Consider the following 20,124-nt stretch of genomic DNA (forward strand, 5'->3'; position numbering starts at 1 on the left):
AAACGTAAGCAGGACACGGCGTTGCGCCCCAAATCCCCAGGTCACGAACCCACTACAACGTCACAAGAGCCAAAATTATGCTGCGGAGAATGTCTGACGACACGCGCGTCGGATCGTTCGCTCGGCTGCTGCGAGCGCTAAGAATCGCGATTGCCCGCCGACGGTGTGCCGGCACGCTTAAGGAGGGCGAAATTTTCCAAAAGCTCGGCAGCGGTAGCGACGCTTTCCGCGGGTTCGGTCATCCGTGCGGCGACTTCCCGGGCGCGGCTGCGATACTGCGGGGTCAAGATCGTTCTCAGTTCGGTGACCAGCGATTTCTCGCTGATGGTCGAAAAGCGACGAGCAGAGCCTACCTTCAGTCGTTTCAGCTGTGCACCCCAGATCGGCTGATCAGGCAATGTCCAGAGGATCAACGTCGGAACTCCGGCGCGCAGGCCCGCAGCGGTGGTGCCTGCGCCGCCATGGTGCACCACCGCGCGGCAGGCCGGAAAGACCGTCGCGTAATTCACCGCGCCTACCACCTTGACGTGGTCGAAATGAGGCGCGCGGCTGAAGTCACTCGCGCCCGCACCCACCAATGCCCGTTCGCCCAACTGCGCGCAGGCCGCAGCGATCATTGCGATCGTATCGGCCGGAGCTGCGATCGGTATGGTGCCAAACCCGAAGAAAATCGGCGGCGTTCCGGCGGCGATCCACGAGATGACCTCCTCATCAGCATCGGTGTGCAACGCCATCGTCAGGGTGCCGACAAAGGGTCGCTGACCACCGAATTTCGCCCACTCGGTAGCAAGCCCGGGGAATAACACCTCATCATAGGCTTGGATTTGCAGGGATCCTCGTCGGGTGATCCGGCGCGACGCGGGGCCTGTTGCCTTCGGAAGGCCGAGTTCGCGGCGCTGGGCGTCCTCGGTTTTTTTCATGAGGCGCCAATTAATCCATTCACCGAGGGCCCATGCGGAACGGATCAGTGGCGAAGGCAGGAACGGCAGGAGCTGGCCATTGGCCCGCACCGGGTAGTAATCCAATGTGGCCAACGGAACATCGCAGTACTCGGCGACGGTCAAGGCGGGCTGCTCGAACGTCAGGCCGGTAAGTAACAGGTCGGCCCCGTCGGCCAGCGTTGCGAGTGTCGTGGTCATCTCCCACCAGCACCGGGCGGAGACGTCGCGAGTTTCGCGGGCCAGCCTCAGCAGCTCGCGCGCCCGCCAAGGAGTGCGAAAGCGGCAGGTCCAGTAGTTACGCTGCGCGTCGAGAATGGCTTGTGTGTCCAGCCCGTAGGCGGCTGCCGCAAGACCAGCCGCCTCGGCGAAGCCCACCAGATTCGGCGGGACGGCCATGCGCACTTCATGGCCGCGGTGGAGTAACTCGCGACCGACAACGACGGAGGGCTCGACATCACCGCGACTTCCGTAGCATGCCAGCACAAACCTCATCTAGCGCTAGCCTTTCAGTCGTCTTCTGCTCAGGACAAGGCAGCAGTATCGGTCATTATGCCCGGCCCAGTGTTCAGGCCGGCTTGCGAAGCGGCAGGCCAGCAGCACGATATATCGCGTCGATGACGGTCATGTTCTCGACGGCGTCTTTCGGCCCCGTCTTCACCGGGTCGCCGCGAAGCAGCGCCGCCGCGAAAGCCTCGAGCTGATAGGCATAGGTGGCGCGCGCAGGGAAGCTCTCGACACGATTGCCGTCCGCTGAGCGGACCGAGAACCGCTGGAACGGTATCAGCGGATTGAGCCGCAGCTCGCCCCGGTCGCCAACCACCCTGGCGGTGAACCGCGGCAGACTCGACGACCACATCGAGCAGTGGACCCGGCCTGTATGCCCGTCGGCGAAGCGCAAGTCGGCCGTCATGGCCCGGTCCACCTGCGGACCGCGCAGTTTCGCTTGCGCGGCAACGACTTCCGGGGTTGAACCGCCGAAGGTGCGGACCATGTCGACCGCATAACATCCCACATCCATGAGCGCACCGCCGGCCAGGGAGTAGTCATAGCGGATGTCGGAAAATTTCGGTAGCCAGAAACACACCGACGCCTCCACGTGCTGCAGCGTGCCCAGCTCACCGGAGGCGAGGATTTCCTCCACGCGCAACGCAAAAGGATGGTAGCGGTAGTGGAATCCCTCCATCACCAACCGGTTTGACGTCGCGGCCAGTTCGGCGATCTTGCGGGCTTCGGCGGCATTGGCGGTGAAAGGCTTTTCGCACAGTACGTGCTTGCCCGCGGCAAGCGCCGCTCGAGTCCACCTGCCATGCAGACCGTTGGGCAGCGGGTTGTAGACCGCGTCCAGATCCGGATCAGCAATCAGCGCCTCGTAGCTGTCGTGTACTCGGGCGATGCCGTGTTTGTCGGCGAACGCATGCGCACGGGAGTTATTGCGTGCGGCGACCGCGGCCACCACGATGTCGGCGTTTTCCCGGGCCGGTTTGATGAGCGCTTTGGGTGCGATGCGCGCCGCCCCCACAATGCCGATCCGCACCGGGGCGCCGGGTCCAGCCACGGACGGGATGCTAGCACTTTACTTGGCCGCTATCGCCGATCAGACGACCCCCTGCCCGCCGGCGAAATCCTCCAGCAGGTCAGCAGCGCGCGCTGCGCTGTCGGCGGGTGTGGTCATCCGGGTGGCGACCTCGCGGGCCCGGGTGAGGTAGTGCGGGGCGAGGATCTTGCGCAAGTCCGCTGCCAGCGTTTTGGCGGTGGTGGCCGAAAAATGCCGGGCGGTGCCGACCTGCAGTCGTTTGACCGCGGCGCCGAAGAGCGGCTGATCGACTAACGTCCACAAAATCAGCTGGGGAACTCCGGCGCGCAGGCCCGCGGCTGTGGCTCCTGAGCCCCCGTGGTGGACCACCGCGCGGCAGGCCGGAAAGATCGCCGCGTAATTCAGCGGGCCCACCACCTTGACGTGCTCGAACCTCGCTGTGTCGCTGAAGTCGGTGCCGCCGGCGCTCACCAGCGCCCGCTCACCCAACTGCGCGCAGGCCGCGGCGATCATGTCCAGCGTGTCGGCGGCGGATTCGACCGCTATGCTGCCGAACCCGAAATATATCGGGGGCGGTCCTGCGGCAATCCACGCTGCGGCCTCGTCGTCAGATTCCGCGGGCAACTCCAGCGTCAGCGTGCCGACGAAGGGTCGCCGACCGTCGAATTTCGCCCATTCGGCGGCCAGCCCCGGGAAGCACAATTGATCATAGGCCTGGATTTCCAGGGATCGGCGTTCGGCTATCCGCTGCGGCCAAGGGCTTGTCGCCGGGGGCAGAGCGAGGTGACGACGCTGCGTGTCCTCAGCGCTTTTCAATGCGCCGCTCCACGACAGCCGCTCCCAGAGCGTCATCACGGAGCGGCCCAACGGCGCCGGTAGGAATGACAAGGCCTGGCCGTTGGCCCGCATGGGGAAGAAATGCACCGTGGCCAATGGAAGCCCGTGATACTCCGCGACATTGGCGGCGAACTGCTCGAAACCCAGTCCGGCGATCATCACATCCGCACCGTCCGCCAGCGAGACCAGCGTCTCGGTCACCTCATCGGTCCAGCACCGGGTGATGATCTGCGCAATGCGGCGTGCCAACCTGTCCAGCTCCCCGACCCGCCACGGGGTACGAAGCAGACACGTCCAGTATTTGCGCTGTACCTCCGAATGGGGCCGCGCATCCAGCCCGTAGGGGACCGCCCCGAGCCCGGTCGCCTCGGCTAGGCCGACCAGGTTGGGTGAGACGGCGATGCGCACCTCATGTCCGCGGCGCAGCAGCTCGCGGCCCACGACGACACAGTGCTCGACATCGCCGCGCATTCCCCAGCATGCCAGCACAACTTTCATCGCGGGCTCAAGCCTCTCAGGTCGTCGTAGGGGTCAGCACACCGGGGTATCGGCCGTAGGTACCCCTTGTCCGGCTGTGGGCCGGAGCGCCGAGTCAGCTGCCTCGGGTGGTACCGTCTGGTTCGCCCGGGTCGGGCCACGCTGCGCGGGCTATCACGCTGAGGAGCTGATGTGACGGTCGGCGATCTTACTGCTGGTGAGGCCGAGCGCGTGGTGTGGGACGTGGTCGTGGTGGGCACCGGCATGGGGGGCGGGATGGCCGGGTATCGGCTGGCGCAGGCAGGCCGGCGAGTGTTGTTCGTGGAAAAAGGGCGCTCGACGCTGCCCGGCGCGGCGGGCACGATACGGGCGGCGATGCCGGAGGTGGCCGAGCCACGGGCATACCGCTCGACGCAGGCCTACTATGACGCGTTGGCGCGGGCCGGGCGCAGCACCGATGAGATCGAAGACGTCAGCGGGCGGGTTGCCCGCCGGTTCGTGCCGTTTATCGGCAGCGGCACAGGCGGCTCGTCGGCGCTGTACGGCATGGTGTGCGAGCGGTTTTTCGAACAAGATTTCACGCCGCGGCAGAATTTCCGTGATCCCGGCGACTCCACGGTGCCCGAAGCCTGGCCGATCAGTTATGAGCAGCTGCGGCCCTGGTACGCGCAGGCCGAGGCGCTGCTGGGAGTGCGCGGTGGGACCGATCCGCTGCGCTCACGCTCCGCCGAGGTCAGTTTGCCGCCGGCGCCGCCGTTTTCGCCCGACAACCAGGTATTGGTCGAGCATCTGAGCGGTCTGGGATTACATCCCTACCACTTGCCGATGGCCTGCGACTACCAGCCGGACTGTGCGACCTGTCAGGCCTATCTGTGTCCGCGGATGTGCAAAGGCGAGGCCGCCCGCAACGCGGTGCTACCCGCGGTCACCGAGCACGGCGCCGGGCTGCTGACCGAATGTCCGGTGGTGAGCTTGCAAGCTGACCGTACCCGGGTTCAGCAAGTGATCTGTCGACACCGCGACGGTGTGCTGCGGTTGCGTGCCACGGTGGTGGTAGTGGCCGCGGGCGCGCTGATCACCCCGCTGCTGCTGCTCAACTCCCGCTCGGGGGACTGGCCGAGCGGCTTGGCCAACGGTTCGGATCAGGTGGGGCGCAACCTGATGCGTCATCTGCTCGACTGGATCGAGGTCTGGCCGCACCCCGGCGCCAGGATCACCGACGAGAACAAGCAGATCGGCTTCAACGACTTTTATTTCTGGGAAGGGCAGAAATACGGCACCGTACAATCGGCCGGCGCGATGGCCACGTTGGCGCCGCTGGAGATGCTGACCAACCAGCCCGGCTGGCAAAAGATGGTGCTGCGGTTGATCAACCCGGCGACACGCCCGGTCTACGACCGCTTCCTCGGCGGAGGACTGTTACTGGCCGCGATCCTGGAAGACCTGCCCTATCCGGACAACCGCGTCCTGCCCAGCGAGCGTCCCAGTGCAGATGGTCGCCAGCGGCTGCGGCTTCGGTATCGGCTGCATCGCAGCGAGATCGAGCGGCGGGCGGTGTTTTTGCGGCAGGTCAACGAGGTGCTGCGGCCGTTTCGCACACTTCCCCTGCGGACCGGTAAAAACAACGCGACCCTGGGGCATGTCTGTGGCACGTGCCGCTTTGGCACCGACCCGAAAACCAGCGTGCTGGACGCAGCCAACCGGGCGCACGAGGTGGACAACCTGTATGTGGTAGACGCCTCGTTCTTCCCGTCCAGTGCCGGTTTGAATCCCAGTTTGACGGTCGCGGCCAATGCCCTGCGGGTGGCCGAGCACATCAACCACGAGCATTTCGCCACCTGACCCTGAGGATCGCTGAGATGGATTTGTTTGTGCGGGAGTCGGGTCCGGTCGGAGCACCCGCCGTCGTCTTCTTGCATGGCGCGGAATACAGCGGCCGGTCCTGGCAGCCCGTGGTCGACCGCATGCAGCGATACCGGTGCCTGGTCCCCGATCTGCCCCAGCACGGTGAGAGCGCCACGCCGGGCCGCTTCGACATGAGCGGCGCCGCGCAGGCGGTGGCCGAGCTCATCCGCACTCGGGTGAGCTCCGGCCGGGTACACCTGGTGGGCCATTCGCTCGGCGCCCAGGTAGGGGTGCAATTGCTGGCGAGCGAGCCGAAACTCGTCGACCGGGCGGTGCTGTGCGGGACCATGATCGACGCGGTCCCGGGCCGACGGCTGACCGCGCCCCTGCTGGGGCTGGTCGCCCGGGTTTCGCGGTTCGTGACCGTGCGAATGAGTCTGCGCCGCGAGCGGATTCCCTCCGCCAAGCCGGACGACTACCGCGAGGATGTGCGCCTGATGACGGGTGCGCAGGTCGCCCACCTCGTCGAGGCATCCGCGGGGTTCACGCTTCCGCAAGGACTCGACAAATCGGACTCGCCCACATTATTTCTGACCGGCGACCGGGAATTGTGGTTCGTTCGCCGCTCGGCGGCCGTCCTCGCGCAGCGAATGCCTCACGGTGTCAACGGGATTGTACTGGGCATGGACCACGACTGGCCCCTGCGCTATCCGGACCTGTTCTCCCGCACCGTCGAGGGCTGGCTCTCCGGCAGCGCCCTGCCTGCAGAGATCGCGGTGTGATCATTTGCGCCACAGCACGCCGGTCCCGTCGATGTCGACGATCTCCGCGGTGATGCCATGGCGCGCGCGGTAATCGGTGACGGCTTGTTCGCACGCCTTCACCGCCTGATAGTCGTCGACGATGCAGAACCCGCCGGGGGACAGTCGCGGGTACAGCGCGTCAAGCGCCTGGACCGTCGATTCGTAGAGGTCGCCGTCGAGCCGCAAGACGGCAAGGCGGTCGATCGGGGCGTCGTGCAGAGTGTCCTTGAACCAGCCGGGAAGAAAACGGACCCGCTCGTCGAGCAGCCCGTAGCGCTCGAAATTCGCCCGGACCTCGGCTTCCGGCACCCCCAGGATGCCCGCGGCGAGTTCGGATCTGATCCCCTTGTCGGCTTGGTAGTTTGCCGGATCCGAGCGCGGTACTCCCTCGAACGAATCGGCGAGCCACACGCATCTGGTCTCGTCCCCGTAGGCGGCCAGAACCGCGCGCATCAGGATGCACGCCCCGCCGCGCCACACTCCGCATTCGATCAGGTCGCCGGGGATGTCTTCGGCCAGGACCGTCTCGACGCAGTGCTGCAGGCTGGTCAGTCTCTGCATTCCGATCATCGTCTCGGCTTCCGCGGGCCAGTCCAGGCCCAACTCGCGCGTGCGCTGATCGCTCGTGCCGCTGCGGACGGCGCTGAGGGTGTTGACGGTTTTGAGAAGCAGCCGCCGCCGCAGCGGCCAGTGCGCGGGTGGTCGTTCCGGCATCCCGTATCGGGTGAGGTTGCGTCGGAGCAGGTCCAGATACAGGGATCGGACGTCGTGTTCGGTGATGGTCACAGTTGCTCCTGCCTGAAGCCCCGACCTGGCATGGCGGTGCTACCGGCGCTGAGTCTAGACAGGCACCGACGCCGTGTTCGCGGTATCCCCGGATCGCGCTGAGCCCGGTCTCAGGCGGCGCCGGACTGGGCGGCGCGCCGGTACGCGCGCACAGCCAAGGGCAGGAACACCGCCACGAGCACGACCGCCCAGAGCAGAGTCGCTGCCAACGGCCACCCGAGCGGTCCGTCGTAGGCCAGTGCCCGCATCGCCTCGATGGGCGGCGACATCGGTTGCAGACGGACGAACGGCCTAAGCCAGTCCGGGAACAGCCCAAGAGGGGTGATGCCGGGATTGAGGAATGCCAGCGACACCGTCACGGTCGCCAGCAGGGTCATGGCAGTGTGGGCGTTGGTGCGGGCGGCTAACGCCATGACCAGCGCCGTGAACCCCACCACGACGATCGGCGGGATCAGGAGGTAGACCACGACCGGGGCCCAGCCGTGCGCGAAGCGCAGTCCCATCAGCACTCCCAGGGCGGTGATCAGGACGGTCCCCACCAGCGCGCGCACGGCCTCGGCGGCCAGTCGTCCGGTGAGCGGGCTGGACCGGTGCAACGGCAACACCCACATCCGGCTGAGCAGCCCGAGTTGGCGGTCGGCGACAATGCCCTCGGCGGTGCGCAGGGCGCCGAACAGCGCGGACAGCACCGCGCACACCGGGACCAGGCCGTACACGCTGGCGACGCCGGTGACCGCGTGCACCCGCTCGTCGAGCACCGCCTCGTAGGCGAACAGGATCAGGACCGGCACGACCAGCGACCCCATCAGCACCGCCCGCTCGCGCCGCCACCGGGTCAGGAGCCGACCCGCCTGCACCCAGGTCTGAGTCAGCAGCGAGCCTGCTATTCCGGGCTGCGCGATCACCGTGGCCGCCTTTGCAGGTGCAGAGTGATCGCGCCGAAGATCACCATCATGCCCACACACCAGACCAGGCTGGCCCGCACGTTGCCGAGCGCCACCTGCCCGGTGGCGAAGCCGCGCAAGGTCTCGGCGACCTGTGACACCGGCTGGTCACGCACGTAGGGTCGCAGCCAGTCGGGAAAGGTGTTCTCCGGCGCGATCCCGGTGGACAGCATGAACAGCAGCAGCTGGGGAGCCGTCAGCAGCTGGTTGACTCCCTGGGCGCTGCGGGTGCTGGAGCCCAGCGCGTCGGCGCCGAGCGCCACGGCCAGGCACAGCAGCAACGTAAGAAGCACGAATGCCAGCCCGTAGCCCGGTCCGCCGGTCATGCGGAATCCGAACCCGTAGCCGGCGAGCACCGCCACCGACGCGGCGAGGGCGGCCCGGATGAGTGTGGCCAGCATGCGGGCGCCCACCGGCACGGTCGCGCCGATCGGCAGCGTCGCCAACCGGTCGTGCAGCCCGAGCAGATGATCCCGGGTGTTGTAGCTGGCGGCCAGCACCGCGATGAAGATCACCGACTGGATGACCACCGCCGGCACCAGGTACTGCGCATAGCTCATCCGGCCGGTGTCGATCAGCCCGTGCAGCGCCACCGTGAAACCGGCCAAATATCCGGCCGGGGAAAGAATCTCGAAGATCATCCCCCCGCCGCGCGCGGCGGAGATCAGCGATCGTTCGGTCAGGGCGGCCAGGGCGCTCATGACTGGGCGACGGTCGGTTCGGTCAGCTGCAGAAACACCTCGTCGAGCGAGGGTTTGCGCAGTGAGATGTCGACGAGTTCGATCCCCAGCGCATCGACATGCCGAAACACCTCACCCAGCGTGGCCACCCCGTGCGGGGCCAACACCGACACCGAGTTCGTGTCGGCGTCGACGTCGATCCCGTCGAAGCGCGCCAGCGCCGCCGCGACCTTCGGCAGATCGGCCGGGTTGGCCGGGGTCACCTGGCAGTAGCTGCTGCCCACCCGCCGTTTGAGGTCCTCGGCGGTGCCGCTGGCGATCACCCGCCCGTGGTCGATGACCACGATCGAGTCGCTCAGCACGTCGGCTTCCTCCAGATACTGCGTGGTCAGCAGCACGGCGACGTCCTGGCGAGCCAGCGAGCTCACCAGGGCCCACACGTCGCGGCGGCTGCGCGGGTCCAACCCGGTGGTGGGCTCGTCGAGGAACAGCACCTTCGACGGCACCACCAGCGCGCCGGCCAGGTCGACACGGCGCCGCATACCCCCCGAATAGGTGCTGACCTGCCGGTCAGCGGCCTCACCCAGATCGAACTGGTCGATCAACTCTTCGGCGCGCGCCTTGGCCTGGCGCCGGCGCAGGCCGCGCAGCCTGCCGAACAACACCAGGTTCTCCCGGCCGGTGAGCAGGGGGTCGATCGCGGTGAACTGCCCGGCCATCGAGATGCTGGCACGCACCTGGGCGGGCTGCTCGACGACGTCGTAGCCGGCCACGATCGCGGTGCCCGAGTCCGGGTGGATCAGCGTCGACAGGATGTTGATCGTGGTCGTCTTGCCGGCGCCGTTGTGGCCGAGTAGTCCGCACACCGTGCCGGCCGGAACCGAAAAGCTCACCCCGCGCAGCGCAGCGGTTCGCCGGAACGTCTTGGTCAGGCCATTAACCTCGATCGCAGGTCGGCTCACCGTAGGGAGTATTTCATGGTCGATGCTGCGCGGGGGAGGGATCGACTATAGCCGGGTTGTCGATAACCCGGTGCTGCGACCCGTGGAGTTCTAGCATCGCGCTATGCCGCGCGTCACTCCCCAGCGCCGCGACGTGGCCGCGCGACTGGCCGCCGCGAACGGTGCTGTCGGCCGCGCCGTCAAGAAGCCAGATCCGGGACCTCAACAAGCGCCTCTACCCCTACCTGACCCGCCATGTCGGCGACGACGTGCTCTTTTTGAACTGGCCTATCAAGAGGACCCGCCGATGGCCTTACCGCTGCAGGCCGCGGACGAACCCAACCGCTACCCGATCCAGCTCTATCACCGCACCGCGACCCAGGCCGGTGCACTTGCCGGGAAGCGAGTGCTCGAGGTCGGCTGCGGGCATGGCGGCGGCGCCTCGTATCTGGTGCGCGCGTTGGGTCCGGCGTCTTATGTCGGATTGGATTTGAACCAGGCCGGCATCGAGTTCTGCCGTCGGCGCCATCGGTTGCCGGGTCTGGAATTCGTGCCGGGCGACGCCGAGAACCTCCCGTTTCCCCCGCAGTCGTTCGATGCGGTGATCAATATCGAGTCCTCGCACTGCTACCACCATTTTGACCGATTCCTCGGTGAGGTTGCGCGGGTGCTGCGTCCGGGCGGGGCGTTCCTGTACGCCGATGTGCGACATCGGCTCGAGTGCCCTCAGTGGGAGGCGGCGCTGGCCGGGGCGCCGGGGCTGCGGATTGTGGCCGAGCGGGAGATCAACACCGAGGTTTTGCGGGGCATCGAACTGAATTCGGCGCGGTGGACGGCGGTGATGGACAGCCTGGCGCCGGGTTTTTTGCGGCAGGTGTTCCGCCAGGGGGCGCCAATAAAGGGGTCGGCGATCTACCGGAGGCTGGCGAGCGGGGAAACGTCGTACCGCATGTATGCCCTGGCCGCCACGGGTGGCTGAGCCCGCGGCCCGACCCGGTTAGCCGACACGCCGGCGGCGGGCGAAATCTTCCACCAGATCCGCCGCGGTCGCGACGCTGTCGGCGGGGCGGGTCATCCGGGTGGCGATCTCGCGGGCCCGGGCGGCGTACTGCGGGGCCAGAATGGTGCGCAGGTCGGCGACCAGGGACTTCTGCGTGGTGGTCGAAAAACGCCGCGCGGTGCCCACCTTCAACCGTTTGACGGCAGCTCCCCACACCACTTGGACGTCGGCCATCCACAGGATCAGCGTGGGAACCCCGGCGCGCAGGCTCGCGGCCGTGGTGCCTGCGCCGCCGTGGTGCACCACCGCGCGGCAGACCGGAAAGATCGCCGCGTAGTTCATCGCGGGCACCACCTTGACGTGCTCGCCGTGCGCGCCGGCGCTGAAGTCGGTCGCGGCGGCGCACACCAGCGCCCGCTCGCCCAACTGCGCGCAGGCGGCGCTGATCATGGCGATGGTGGCGGTTGGTGACGCGACCGGGATGCTGCCGAACCCGAAGCAGATCGGCGGGGTTCCCGCGGCGATCCAGGACGCGACTTCCTCGTCGGCATCGGTCGGCGATTCCATCGTCAGGGTGCCGACGAACGGCCGTTGGCCGTTCCACCTCGCCCATTCGGCGGCCAGCCCGGGGAAGCACACCGGGTCGTAGGCCTGGATCTCCAGTGCTCCGCGCTGGGCGATGCGCCGCGGCGCGGGGCCGGTGGCCTTCGGCAGGCCCAGCTCACGGCGTTGGGCGTGATCGACTTTTCTCACCCCCAGCCACACCAGCCACTCGTAGGCTCGCATCGCGAAGCGGATCACCGGCGGCGGCAGCACCGGGACGACGCGGCCGTTGACCCGGATCGGGAACCACAGCAGCATGGCCAACGGCAGGTCGTGATACTCCGCGACGGTGGCGGCGAGTTCTTGATAGCTCACCCCGCTGACCAGCACGTCGGCCCCATCGGCCAGCGCGGCCAGCGTCGTGCTCATCTGTGCCCAGCTCCGGGTGCCCGGTTTTCGCGCTTCGCCCAGCAACCGGATCACGTCGCGGACCCGCCAGAAGTTGCGGAAGAAATACGTCCAGAAGTTGCGGGTGGATTCCAGCCACGCCCCGATGTCCGGACCGTACGGCACCGCCGTCAACCCGGCCGACTCGGCAAAGCCGACCAGATCCGGCGGGACGGCCACGCGCACGTCGTGGCCTCTGCGCAGCAGCTCACGCCCGAGCGCGACGCCGGGCTCGACATCGCCGCGAGTTCCATAGAACGCCAGGACAAATTTCATCGCGTGATGGTGGCCTTTCCCGTCCGGTGCGCGGTCTGCAGAAATCGCCAGCCCCGGCTCAGCCGCCCCGCAGCATACACCGGCGTCGTCAGGCCCACGTGCCCTTACGCCGGTGTGCCAGTGCCAGCGCCGCGAGGGCCAGCTTGACGACGGACGGCCGCAAAAGCCGGTCCAGCCTGCGGTAGCGGTGGGCGTCCTGCAACGCCGTGCGGAAAGCCTGTTCGCTCGCGCGGTACGCCTCGAACACGCGATCCAGCGCGGACGCGTCCCAGGGCTCGTCGCGCGCGGCCGCGCTCAGCGCGTGATAGACCACCGACACCCAGTCCGTGCCGAAGGGCTCGGTCACCGGGCCGCAGTAGCGATGATGCCGAAGTTCCGGGGCGAGAAACTCGTCGATGGCCTTCTCATCCCGGGGATTGAGAGCTCATCCCGGGGATTGAGAGCGATCCCGAGTGACACGGAAATCCGCGTCACCTCCCGCCGCCAGTCCTCGAGGAGGTTGGCGTAGGCGACGAACACGCGCGGCACGCCGCGGGTGTCCCGCTCGGCCAGCAGCGTGTATTTCAGCCACCAGGCACTGGCGAGCTCCGGTGAGACGTGCACGTAATACTGACGGCTGGTGCGCTCGGTGAACGAGGCGATGACTTCCTGCGGGTGGCGTACCGCAACCACGGCCGCGGTGTCGAAGCCGGCCCTCCGCGCGGCCTGAAACCACAGGCCAGCCATCGCGGTGATCTTCGGTTCCTTGATGACCACCAGCGGCGCAGCCGGCAACCCGGTGAGAAACGCGGTGATGTCGGCGAGGCAGGCGGCGGTGGTTTCGGCGTCGGGTGAACCGTTCTCGGACAAGCCCGGCGCCAGATCGTAGGCCGAGCTGCCGTGCCGGTGCAGGATGGCCTGGTTGAGGTGCACGGCCGTGCGCGGCTCCCAGCAGCCGCGCGGATTGCCCGCGGTGGCGCCCAACAACCCGGCCGGCAGCCGGCCACCGCACAGCGACAGAACCCGGGTGAGCGCCGACGTTCCGGACCGGCCCAGCCCCAGCACGAACAGCGCGACCGGACGGCCCGCAGTCCCGGCCTGTTCGGCGGCGGCGGTCACGGGCACTGCGCACTCATCGGGGCGAAAAGCGCATCCAGATGCATCGTCACAGCCCGATTCACATCCTGTTCTGGATCCTGCTCTGGCCGCCAAGACTAAACCATGACCGCGCGACACGGTGTACGCTCCTGACGGCGTCACGGCCAATCGATCCGTGCCGTCGGAGGCTGAGAAGTGCCAGTCCGGACACGTCCTTCGGGTGAATCCCCCGACGCGCGGCTCGCGTTGATGGACCAGGGCTTCTTCGCAGGGCACCGCGCCGCCGGCCAGAAAGAAGTCACCCAGTGCGTCTGGGTGTACGAGCACCCCGTCGACTTCGACGGGCTGAGGCGTTTTCACCACAATCTCGGATACGGGTTGATGGGTCGGCGCATCGAGCGTTCGCCGCTGCCATTCGGCCGGCATCGGTGGGTGGTGGACCGGTGGCCACTGGACATCGATATCGCCCAGACCGCACGTCCGCGCGCCGAACTGAGCGACTGGGTTGACGAACGCTCCCAACTGCCGGTCGACGCCGAACACGGCCCGAGCTGGCATCTCGGCGTGCTGCCCCTTACCGACGGCGCGACGGCGATCACCCTGGTGGCGTCCCACTACGTGGTCGACGGCCTCGGGTTCGTGGTCGCGGTCGCGGACGCGATCCTGGGCAACATTCGGGATTTCGGCTACCCGCCTCCGGGGGCACGCACCCGGCCACGCGCCGTGCTGCAGGATGCCGGGCAAACAGCCCGGGACACACCGCAGGTCGCCCGTGCGCTCGTCGCGGCGACCAAGCTGGCTCGCGAACAGGCCCGGGGCCGGCGGCACGGTGACCGGTCGCCGGCACCGCGGCCGGCAGCTGCCGACGGTGATGACCCGGTCGTCGTGCCGGGCATCACGATCTATGTCGGCCTGCCGGACTGGGATGCCCGCGCGGCGGCTCTCGGCGGCACGAGCAGCACCCTGGTCGCCGGGCTGGCTGTCAAACTCGCCGAACGGATGGGGCGCCGCCGCGGCAGCGACGGCGCCGTCACCTTGCAGCTGCCCATCAGCGACCGCGTCGAGGGCGACACCCGCGCGGTGGCCCTGTCCCTGGCGCGCGTGAGCATCGACCCCACGCGGGTGACGACGGACCTGCGTGAGGCCCGCGCCGCCATCAAGCAGGCCCTGACGACGTTGCGGGAAACCCCGGACACGGCGGCCCAGCTGCTGTGGCTGGCTCCGTGGACGCCCAAGCCGACGTTCAAGCGCATGGTCGACGCGGGGTTCGCCGACCCCGATCTGCCGGTGATCGTCTCCAATCTCGGCGACCTCGGCTCGCTGGTGAACCGGGCCGACGGCACCCCCGCCGAATACCTGGCGGGCCGCGGGATGCGACAAGGCCTCACGCGCGGGTGGCTGGAACGAATAGGCGGGGAAATGTATCTGTTGTCCCTGCGCATCGCCGGCAAGATTTCCATCACCGTGCGCGCGTACCAGCCGGGCGCCGAGAACACCAAGCCCGCGTTGCGTCAACTGGCCGCGCGCACGCTGGCCGAATTCGGTTTGACCGGCGAGATCGACTGACCGGCGTCTGGCTACAGTTCCGCGGCGGGGACGGCTTGCTGAGCTTTCTGCGCATGTGCCACCTGCTCCGCGGTGTAGCCGATGAGCAGCGCCACCCCGCCGAGCAGGGCGACCACCCCCGCCAGCCACAGCAGGCCGTAAGTATAGGCATGGTCCAGTGTCTGCAACTGGGCGGCGGTCATGCTCGTCACCGGCCCGGTGGTGCCGCCTCGGTGCAGGGTGCGTAACGTGACGACCCCCTGGATGACGACCAGCACCAGCGGCCCGCCCAGACTTTGCAGCACCACCGCGATCGCCGAGGCGGGCCCGATCCGGTCGACACCGACGCTGGCGATCAGCGACAGTCCCAGCGGCACGCTGACCATGCCGAGACCGAACGCGCCGACGGCGACGGGCAACACCAGGTTGGGGAAGTACGGCACGCCGGCGTGCAGGGTCGACCCGTACAGCAGCGCGCCCAGCACCAGCGCGCTGCTGCCGATGACCAGTACCCGCGGCGAGAACCACGTCACCAGCCGCGAGGCGACACCTACTCCGACAGCCATCGTGATGGCGAACGGGATGAAGCCGAGCGCGGTGCGCAGCGGCGTGTAGCCCATGATGTTCTGCACGTAGAGCGCGACCAGCACGGTCAGGGTGAAATTGACTCCTCTCGTCAAAAACATGGCGGCATAGGTGGCCAGCCGGTTGCGGTCGTCGAACAGGCTGAACGGCACGACCGGGTTCTCGGCTGTGCGCTCCACGATGGTGAACGCCACGGAAGCGACCAGGGCCACCAGGCCGGAACCGATCGTGGCGGCCGACAGCCAGCCCTTCTCCGGCCCGACCGACAGGCCGAAAACAACTGCGATACAGACCACCGTGCCCAGCACGGCCCCGGCGGCGTCGAGCTTCATCCGCTCCCGCTGGGTTTCGGCCAGCGCGGTGCGGGCCAGGTAGAGCACGACCAGCCCGATCGGCACGTTCACCAAAAACGCCAGCCGCCACGACACGTCGGTGACCGCCCCGCCCACCACCAGGCCCACCACCGCGCCGGCACCGCCCATCGCGCCGAACACCGCCGTCGCCGCGTTCCGCTCCGGCCCCTTCGGGAATGCGGTCGCCACCAGCGCCATGCAGGTCGGCGCGATGATCGCGGCGGCTGCGCCGTGCAACAGCCGGGCCAGCACGAGGGCACCCCCGTCCCAGGCGATCCCGCACACGGTGGAGGCGAACGTGAACAGCGCGACCCCGGCCATGAAGGTGCGCTTGCGGCCGATGGTGTCACCGAGGCGCCCACCCAGCAGGATCAGGCCACCGAAGCTCAGCACGTACGCGGTGATCACCCAGCTGCGCCCGGCATCCGAGAGGCCCAGCTCGTTCTGGATCTTGGGTAGCGCCAGGACCGCGACGGGCCCATCCATCGACGCCATCAGCTGGACTCCGCCGATCGCGACGGCGACGCCGACGAATCGGCGTGAGAGCAGCCACGTCGGGAGGTGTCGTTTCGTGCGGCGCAGCTCGGTCGATTCGGCGGGCCGCGGGGTCGCTCGTCGCACCCGTTGTGGCGTCGAGTGTGGCGCCCGTCCTGCGTCATCCAGAGACGCCATAGCCGGTTACCCTACAGTAGCCATGCCAGGGGTGAGCAGGGCTTTGACGAAAAGCCCCAGGTGCCTGGCCGCCGTCGCCGGCGTAGTAGCCGGCGACCGAGTTGCGTGACAGCCGTCACGCCCGGCAAGTAGGGTCTTAGACTTGATCCACCAAACGTCCACCTAGGCGGTCTGGAGAAGCGGTGCGCATTAGTCCGTTCGGCGGCTACGGGCCGAACTGCTCCGAACATAGAGTGACGCGATCGGGCGGTGGTGTGGGTCCCGACGGGGTGGAAGGTTAGGTGCGGTGATCGAACCCGGTGTGCGCGACGTTGTCGAGGCCTGGTCCGATGCTCCTGTCGAGGACGACGTCAGCCACGAGTCCGGCCGCCGGCCCGCTTTCTGGCGCCGCAGCGGCCAACCGCCACCCGCGCCCGGAGCCCGAGGATCGCAGAACCGCCCCCGAAAGCGCGGGTTCGGGATTGCCCGCGTTCTCCAGCGGCTGTGGATTCCGCTGCTCATCGTGGTGGTGATCGGTGCCGGCGGTCTGACGGTGTCGCGCTTGCAGGGCGTTTTCGGTTCCGAGAAACGCCCCTCCTATGCCGACACCCAGTTGAACGACACCAAGCCGTTCGACCCCAAGCACATGACCTACGAGGTGTTCGGACCGCCGGGAACCACGGCGGACATCAGCTACTTCGACGTCAACGCTGATCCCCAACGCATCGAGGGAGTGCGGTTGCCGTGGTCGTTGACCTTCGCGACCACCGAGGCGACGGCCGTGGGAAATATCGTCGCGCAGGGTGACGGCGACAGCATCGGCTGCCGGATTGTGGTGGACGGCGAGGTCAAAGCCGAGCGGATCACGCACGAAGTCAGTGCGTTCACCTTCTGCGTATTGAAGGCCTCATGAGTAACCACCAGCTGATCAACAGCTCGCCTGTGGTGGCGCGGACAATCCTTCGATTCTCGGTGCCCATCGTGTTGGCCTGGTTGGCGATCACCGTCCTGATCAGTGTCGGCGTCCCGTCGCTGGAGCAGGTCGAGCAGGAGCACTCGGTATCGCTGAATCCCGACGATGCGCCGTCGTTCAAGGCGATGAACCGCTTGATGAAAGACTTCCAGGAGTCGAATTCCGAGAGCGTGGCGATGGTCGTGCTGGAAGGTCAGCAACCTCTGGACGACGCCGCTCACCAGTACTATGACCGGCTGATTCGTCAGTTCAAAGATGATCCGAAGCATGTCCAGCACATCCAGGATTTCTGGGGGGATCCCCTGACCGCGGGCGCCGCGCAAAGCGCCGATGGGAAAGCCGCCTACGTTCAACTGGACCTCACGGGTCACTTGGGCGCGGCCCAGGGCAACGAGTCGGTCGACGCCGTCCGCGACATCGTGGCGCGGACCCCGCCGCCGCCGGGCGTCAAGGCGTATGTCACCGGGCCGGCCGCGATCACCGCGGACATGGGCCACAGCGGCGAAAGAACGGTCCTGCTGATGACCGTGGTCAGCCTGGTCGTGATCTTCGCGATGCTGCTGTTCGTCTACCGTTCGGTGATCACCGTCGTTATCTTGTTGCTGACGGTCGGGATTGAATTACAGGTCGCTCGGGGTGTGGTGGCGTTTCTCGGGCATCACCAGCTCATCGGTCTGACGACATTCGTCGTGAATCTGGTGGTGTCCCTCGGGATCGCGGCCGGAACGGACTACGGGATATTCTTCTTCGGCCGATATCAGGAGGCGCGGCAGGCCGGCGAGGACCGCGAAACCGCCTTTTACACCTCCTACCGGGGGGTCGCCAAGGTCGTCCTGGCCTCCGGTGTGACGATCGCCGGAGCGATGTTCTGCCTCAGCTTTACCCGGCTGCCCTCGTTCCAGGCCCTGGGCGTCCCGTGCGCGGTGGGTATGCTCGTCGCGGTCGTGGTGGCCCTGACGCTGGTGCCGGCCGTGCTCGCGGCCGGAAGCCGGTTCGGGCTGTTCGAGCCCAAACGAGCGGTCGGCGTCTACGGGTGGCGCCGGGTAGGCACGGCGATCGTGCGCTGGCCCGCGCCTATTCTCGCCGCGACAGTAGCGGTGGCGCTCATCGGCTTGTTGACGCTGCCGAGTTATCGACCGAGCTACAGCGACCAGAAGTACATCCCGAAAGACATTCCCGCCAGTCTGGGGTATGCGGCCGCCGAGCGACACTTTCCCCCGTCACGCATGATGGCACCCGAGCTTCTCTTGATCGAAGCCAATCACGATTTGCGCAACCCGGCAGATTTTCTGATCCTGGAGAAACTTGCCAAAGGCGTCTTCGCGGTTCCGGGAATTTCCAGTGTGCAGGCCATAACTCGGCCCACGGGAGCGCCGATCGCGCACACGTCGATACCCTTTATGCTCAGCATGCAGCAGGCCGGCATGATGGAAAACATGAAATTCCAGGAAAACCGCATGCAGGACTTGCTCAAGCAAGCCGACGACATGGCGGAGACGATCCGGATAATGCAGCGCATGTACGTGCTGATGCAAGAACTCGCCAGCACGACACATCACATGGTCGGCGAAACCCACGACATGGAAGCGATTACGAACGAGCTGCGGGATCACCTTGCGGACTTCGAGGATTTCTGGAGGCCGGTCCGCAGCTATTTCTACTGGGAGAAGCACTGCTACGACATTCCGATCTGTTGGTCGCTGAGATCGATATTCGATGGTATCGACGGTGTCGACGACGTTACCGACAAGCTGCACATCCTGGTGACAGACCTCGACAAAATCGACGTGCTCATGCCGCAGTTGCTCACCCAGTTCCCGGAGATGATCGCGATCATGCAGAGCATGCGCACGATGATCTTGACCATGCACAGCACCATGTCCGGGATCTTCGGCGAGATGGACGACATGAGCCGCGACCCGACGGCCATGGGCAAGGCTTTCGACGCCGCGAAAAACGACGACACGTTCTATCTGCCGCCGTCGATTTTCGAGAACGCGGACTTCAAGCGGGTGATGAAAGTGTTCTTGTCGCCGGACGGGAAGGCCACCCGGATGCTCATTTCGCAACGGGGCGATCCTGCGACATCGGCCGGCATCGCGCGGGTGGATGCGATACAAACCGCGGCCGAGGAGGCGCTCAAGGGAACTCCGCTCGAAGACGCGAAAATCTATCTCACCGGCACCGCAGCGATGGTGAAAGACGTGGTGGAAGGCTCCAAATACGATCTCCTGATCGCCGGAGTCGCGGCGCTGTGCCTCATTTTCATCATCATGTTGATCATGACGCGAAGCTCGATCGCCGCCCTGGTGATCGTGGGGACGGTGGCGCTTTCGCTGGGCGCCTCCTTCGGGCTGTCGGTGCTTGTCTGGCAGTATCTGCTCGGCACCCAAATACACTGGGCCGTGCTCGCGATGTCGGTGATCGTCCTTTTGGCGGTGGGCTCGGACTACAATTTGCTGCTGGTATCGCGGATGAAAGAGGAGATAGGAGCCGGCATCAAAACCGGCATCATCCGCGCGATGGGCGGCACGGGCAAGGTCGTGACGAACGCCGGCCTGGTGTTCGCCTTCACCATGGCGTCCATGGCGGTCAGTGACCTGCGGATCATCGCCCAGGTGGGCACCACGATCGGTCTCGGTCTGTTGTTCGACACGTTGGTGGTGCGGGCGTTCATGACGCCGTCGATCGCCGCGCTGCTGGGACGCTGGTTCTGGTGGCCGCAACGCGTGCGGCCCCGTCCCGCCAGCACCATGCTCCGGCCCGTCGGTCCCCGCCCGGTGGTGCGTGCCCTGCTGCTGAGAGAACACGCCGAGCACGCGTCCGACGGCGCCGTGCCGTGGGGCAGTCTCAGCGGCAGAACGCTGTAGGTCACGATGTCCGGCC

General features: G+C 66.9%; 14 protein-coding genes and 2 pseudogenes. 6 read left to right on the top strand and 10 right to left on the bottom strand.

Features of this window, described 5'->3' with window-relative positions; genetic code table 11:
* Positions 1–137: 137 nt before the first annotated feature.
* The 3 genes from F6Q13_RS10605 to F6Q13_RS10615 form a co-directional block, all read right to left on the bottom strand.
* Entirely contained in the window at positions 138–1,433 is a 1,296-nt protein-coding gene (locus F6Q13_RS10605; RefSeq protein WP_293056027.1) for a glycosyltransferase, read from the bottom strand.
* Between the two features lie 73 nt (positions 1,434–1,506).
* Positions 1,507–2,496, bottom strand: a complete 990-nt coding sequence (locus F6Q13_RS10610) for a Gfo/Idh/MocA family oxidoreductase (RefSeq protein ID WP_293056029.1) — start codon at positions 2,494–2,496, stop codon at positions 1,507–1,509.
* Between the two features lie 39 nt (positions 2,497–2,535).
* Positions 2,536–3,810 (bottom strand): glycosyltransferase, encoded by a 1,275-nt coding sequence (locus tag F6Q13_RS10615; protein WP_293056032.1) that lies wholly within the window; start codon positions 3,808–3,810, stop codon positions 2,536–2,538.
* 171 nt (positions 3,811–3,981) lie between these two features.
* Here F6Q13_RS10615 and F6Q13_RS10620 point away from each other — a divergent pair, with 171 nt between their 5' ends.
* Complete coding sequence (locus tag F6Q13_RS10620; RefSeq protein WP_293056034.1) at positions 3,982–5,631, top strand: GMC family oxidoreductase; 1,650 nt, start codon at positions 3,982–3,984, stop codon at positions 5,629–5,631.
* 17 nt (positions 5,632–5,648) lie between these two features.
* The gene (locus F6Q13_RS10625) at positions 5,649–6,416 is read left to right on the top strand and encodes an alpha/beta hydrolase (protein ID WP_293056036.1); all 768 of its coding nucleotides are present in this window, start codon (positions 5,649–5,651) and stop codon (positions 6,414–6,416) included.
* Here F6Q13_RS10625 and F6Q13_RS10630 read toward each other — a convergent pair whose 3' ends face one another.
* The 4 genes from F6Q13_RS10630 to F6Q13_RS10645 all read right to left on the bottom strand — a co-directional run bounded on the left by F6Q13_RS10630 (position 6,417) and on the right by F6Q13_RS10645 (position 9,809).
* Positions 6,417–7,223: a TylF/MycF/NovP-related O-methyltransferase gene (locus F6Q13_RS10630; RefSeq protein WP_293056039.1), complete on the bottom strand. Its 807-nt coding sequence runs from the start codon at positions 7,221–7,223 to the stop codon at positions 6,417–6,419. It lies immediately after the preceding gene.
* A 110-nt stretch (positions 7,224–7,333) separates the two neighbouring features.
* On the bottom strand, positions 7,334–8,125 hold the full coding sequence (locus F6Q13_RS10635) for an ABC transporter permease (protein ID WP_293056074.1): 792 nt from the start codon (positions 8,123–8,125) through the stop codon (positions 7,334–7,336).
* Positions 8,125–8,868, bottom strand: a complete 744-nt coding sequence (locus F6Q13_RS10640; RefSeq protein ID WP_293056042.1) for an ABC transporter permease — start codon at positions 8,866–8,868, stop codon at positions 8,125–8,127. The genes F6Q13_RS10635 and F6Q13_RS10640 overlap by 1 nt, the downstream gene beginning before the upstream one ends.
* Complete coding sequence (locus F6Q13_RS10645) at positions 8,865–9,809, bottom strand: ATP-binding cassette domain-containing protein (RefSeq protein WP_293056044.1); 945 nt, start codon at positions 9,807–9,809, stop codon at positions 8,865–8,867. The genes F6Q13_RS10640 and F6Q13_RS10645 overlap by 4 nt, the downstream gene beginning before the upstream one ends.
* Positions 9,810–9,973: 164 nt before the next feature.
* Here F6Q13_RS10645 and F6Q13_RS10650 point away from each other — a divergent pair.
* Positions 9,974–10,767: pseudogene (locus F6Q13_RS10650) on the top strand (phthiotriol/phenolphthiotriol dimycocerosates methyltransferase).
* Between the two features lie 18 nt (positions 10,768–10,785).
* On the opposite strand, the gene F6Q13_RS10655 reads toward F6Q13_RS10650, so the two are convergent.
* Both F6Q13_RS10655 and F6Q13_RS10660 read right to left on the bottom strand, forming a co-directional pair.
* Complete coding sequence (locus F6Q13_RS10655; RefSeq protein WP_293056046.1) at positions 10,786–12,054, bottom strand: glycosyltransferase; 1,269 nt, start codon at positions 12,052–12,054, stop codon at positions 10,786–10,788.
* Positions 12,055–12,142: 88 nt separating this feature from the next.
* Positions 12,143–13,152, bottom strand: a pseudogene (locus tag F6Q13_RS10660) (sulfotransferase family protein).
* Positions 13,153–13,380: 228 nt separating this feature from the next.
* On the opposite strand from F6Q13_RS10660, the gene F6Q13_RS10665 reads away from it, so the two are divergent.
* Positions 13,381–14,697, top strand: a complete 1,317-nt coding sequence (locus F6Q13_RS10665) for a hypothetical protein (RefSeq protein WP_293056077.1) — start codon at positions 13,381–13,383, stop codon at positions 14,695–14,697.
* A gap of 11 nt (positions 14,698–14,708) precedes the next feature.
* Here F6Q13_RS10665 and F6Q13_RS10670 read toward each other — a convergent pair whose 3' ends face one another.
* Complete coding sequence (locus tag F6Q13_RS10670) at positions 14,709–16,109, bottom strand: MFS transporter (protein WP_293056079.1); 1,401 nt, start codon at positions 16,107–16,109, stop codon at positions 14,709–14,711.
* Between the two features lie 637 nt (positions 16,110–16,746).
* Between F6Q13_RS10670 and F6Q13_RS10675 the strand changes: the two genes are divergently transcribed.
* Positions 16,747–17,178 (top strand): MmpS family protein, encoded by a 432-nt coding sequence (locus F6Q13_RS10675; protein ID WP_293056082.1) that lies wholly within the window; start codon positions 16,747–16,749, stop codon positions 17,176–17,178.
* The gene (locus F6Q13_RS10680) at positions 17,175–20,108 is read left to right on the top strand and encodes an RND family transporter (protein ID WP_293056048.1); all 2,934 of its coding nucleotides are present in this window, start codon (positions 17,175–17,177) and stop codon (positions 20,106–20,108) included. Before F6Q13_RS10675 ends, F6Q13_RS10680 begins: the two co-directional genes overlap by 4 nt.
* The last annotated feature ends 16 nt before the right edge of the window (positions 20,109–20,124 follow it).

The organism is Mycobacterium sp. (genome assembly GCF_008709575.1).
GTDB lineage: Bacteria > Actinomycetota > Actinomycetes > Mycobacteriales > Mycobacteriaceae > Mycobacterium.

Excerpts from the sequence above, each read along its gene's own strand:
- F6Q13_RS10615 (WP_293056032.1), bottom strand. The coding sequence starts at position 3,810 with ATGAAAGTTGTGCTGGCATGCTGGGGAATGCGCGGCGATGTCGAGCAC.
- F6Q13_RS10640 (WP_293056042.1), bottom strand. The coding sequence starts at position 8,868 with ATGAGCGCCCTGGCCGCCCTGACCGAACGATCGCTGATCTCCGCCGCG.
- F6Q13_RS10665 (WP_293056077.1), top strand. The coding sequence starts at position 13,381 with ATGGACCAGGGCTTCTTCGCAGGGCACCGCGCCGCCGGCCAGAAAGAA.
- F6Q13_RS10625 (WP_293056036.1), top strand. The coding sequence starts at position 5,649 with ATGGATTTGTTTGTGCGGGAGTCGGGTCCGGTCGGAGCACCCGCCGTC.
- F6Q13_RS10680 (WP_293056048.1), top strand. The coding sequence starts at position 17,175 with ATGAGTAACCACCAGCTGATCAACAGCTCGCCTGTGGTGGCGCGGACA.
- F6Q13_RS10655 (WP_293056046.1), bottom strand. The coding sequence starts at position 12,054 with ATGAAATTTGTCCTGGCGTTCTATGGAACTCGCGGCGATGTCGAGCCC.
- F6Q13_RS10605 (WP_293056027.1), bottom strand. The coding sequence starts at position 1,433 with ATGAGGTTTGTGCTGGCATGCTACGGAAGTCGCGGTGATGTCGAGCCC.
- F6Q13_RS10670 (WP_293056079.1), bottom strand. The coding sequence starts at position 16,109 with ATGGCGTCGATGGATGGGCCCGTCGCGGTCCTGGCGCTACCCAAGATC.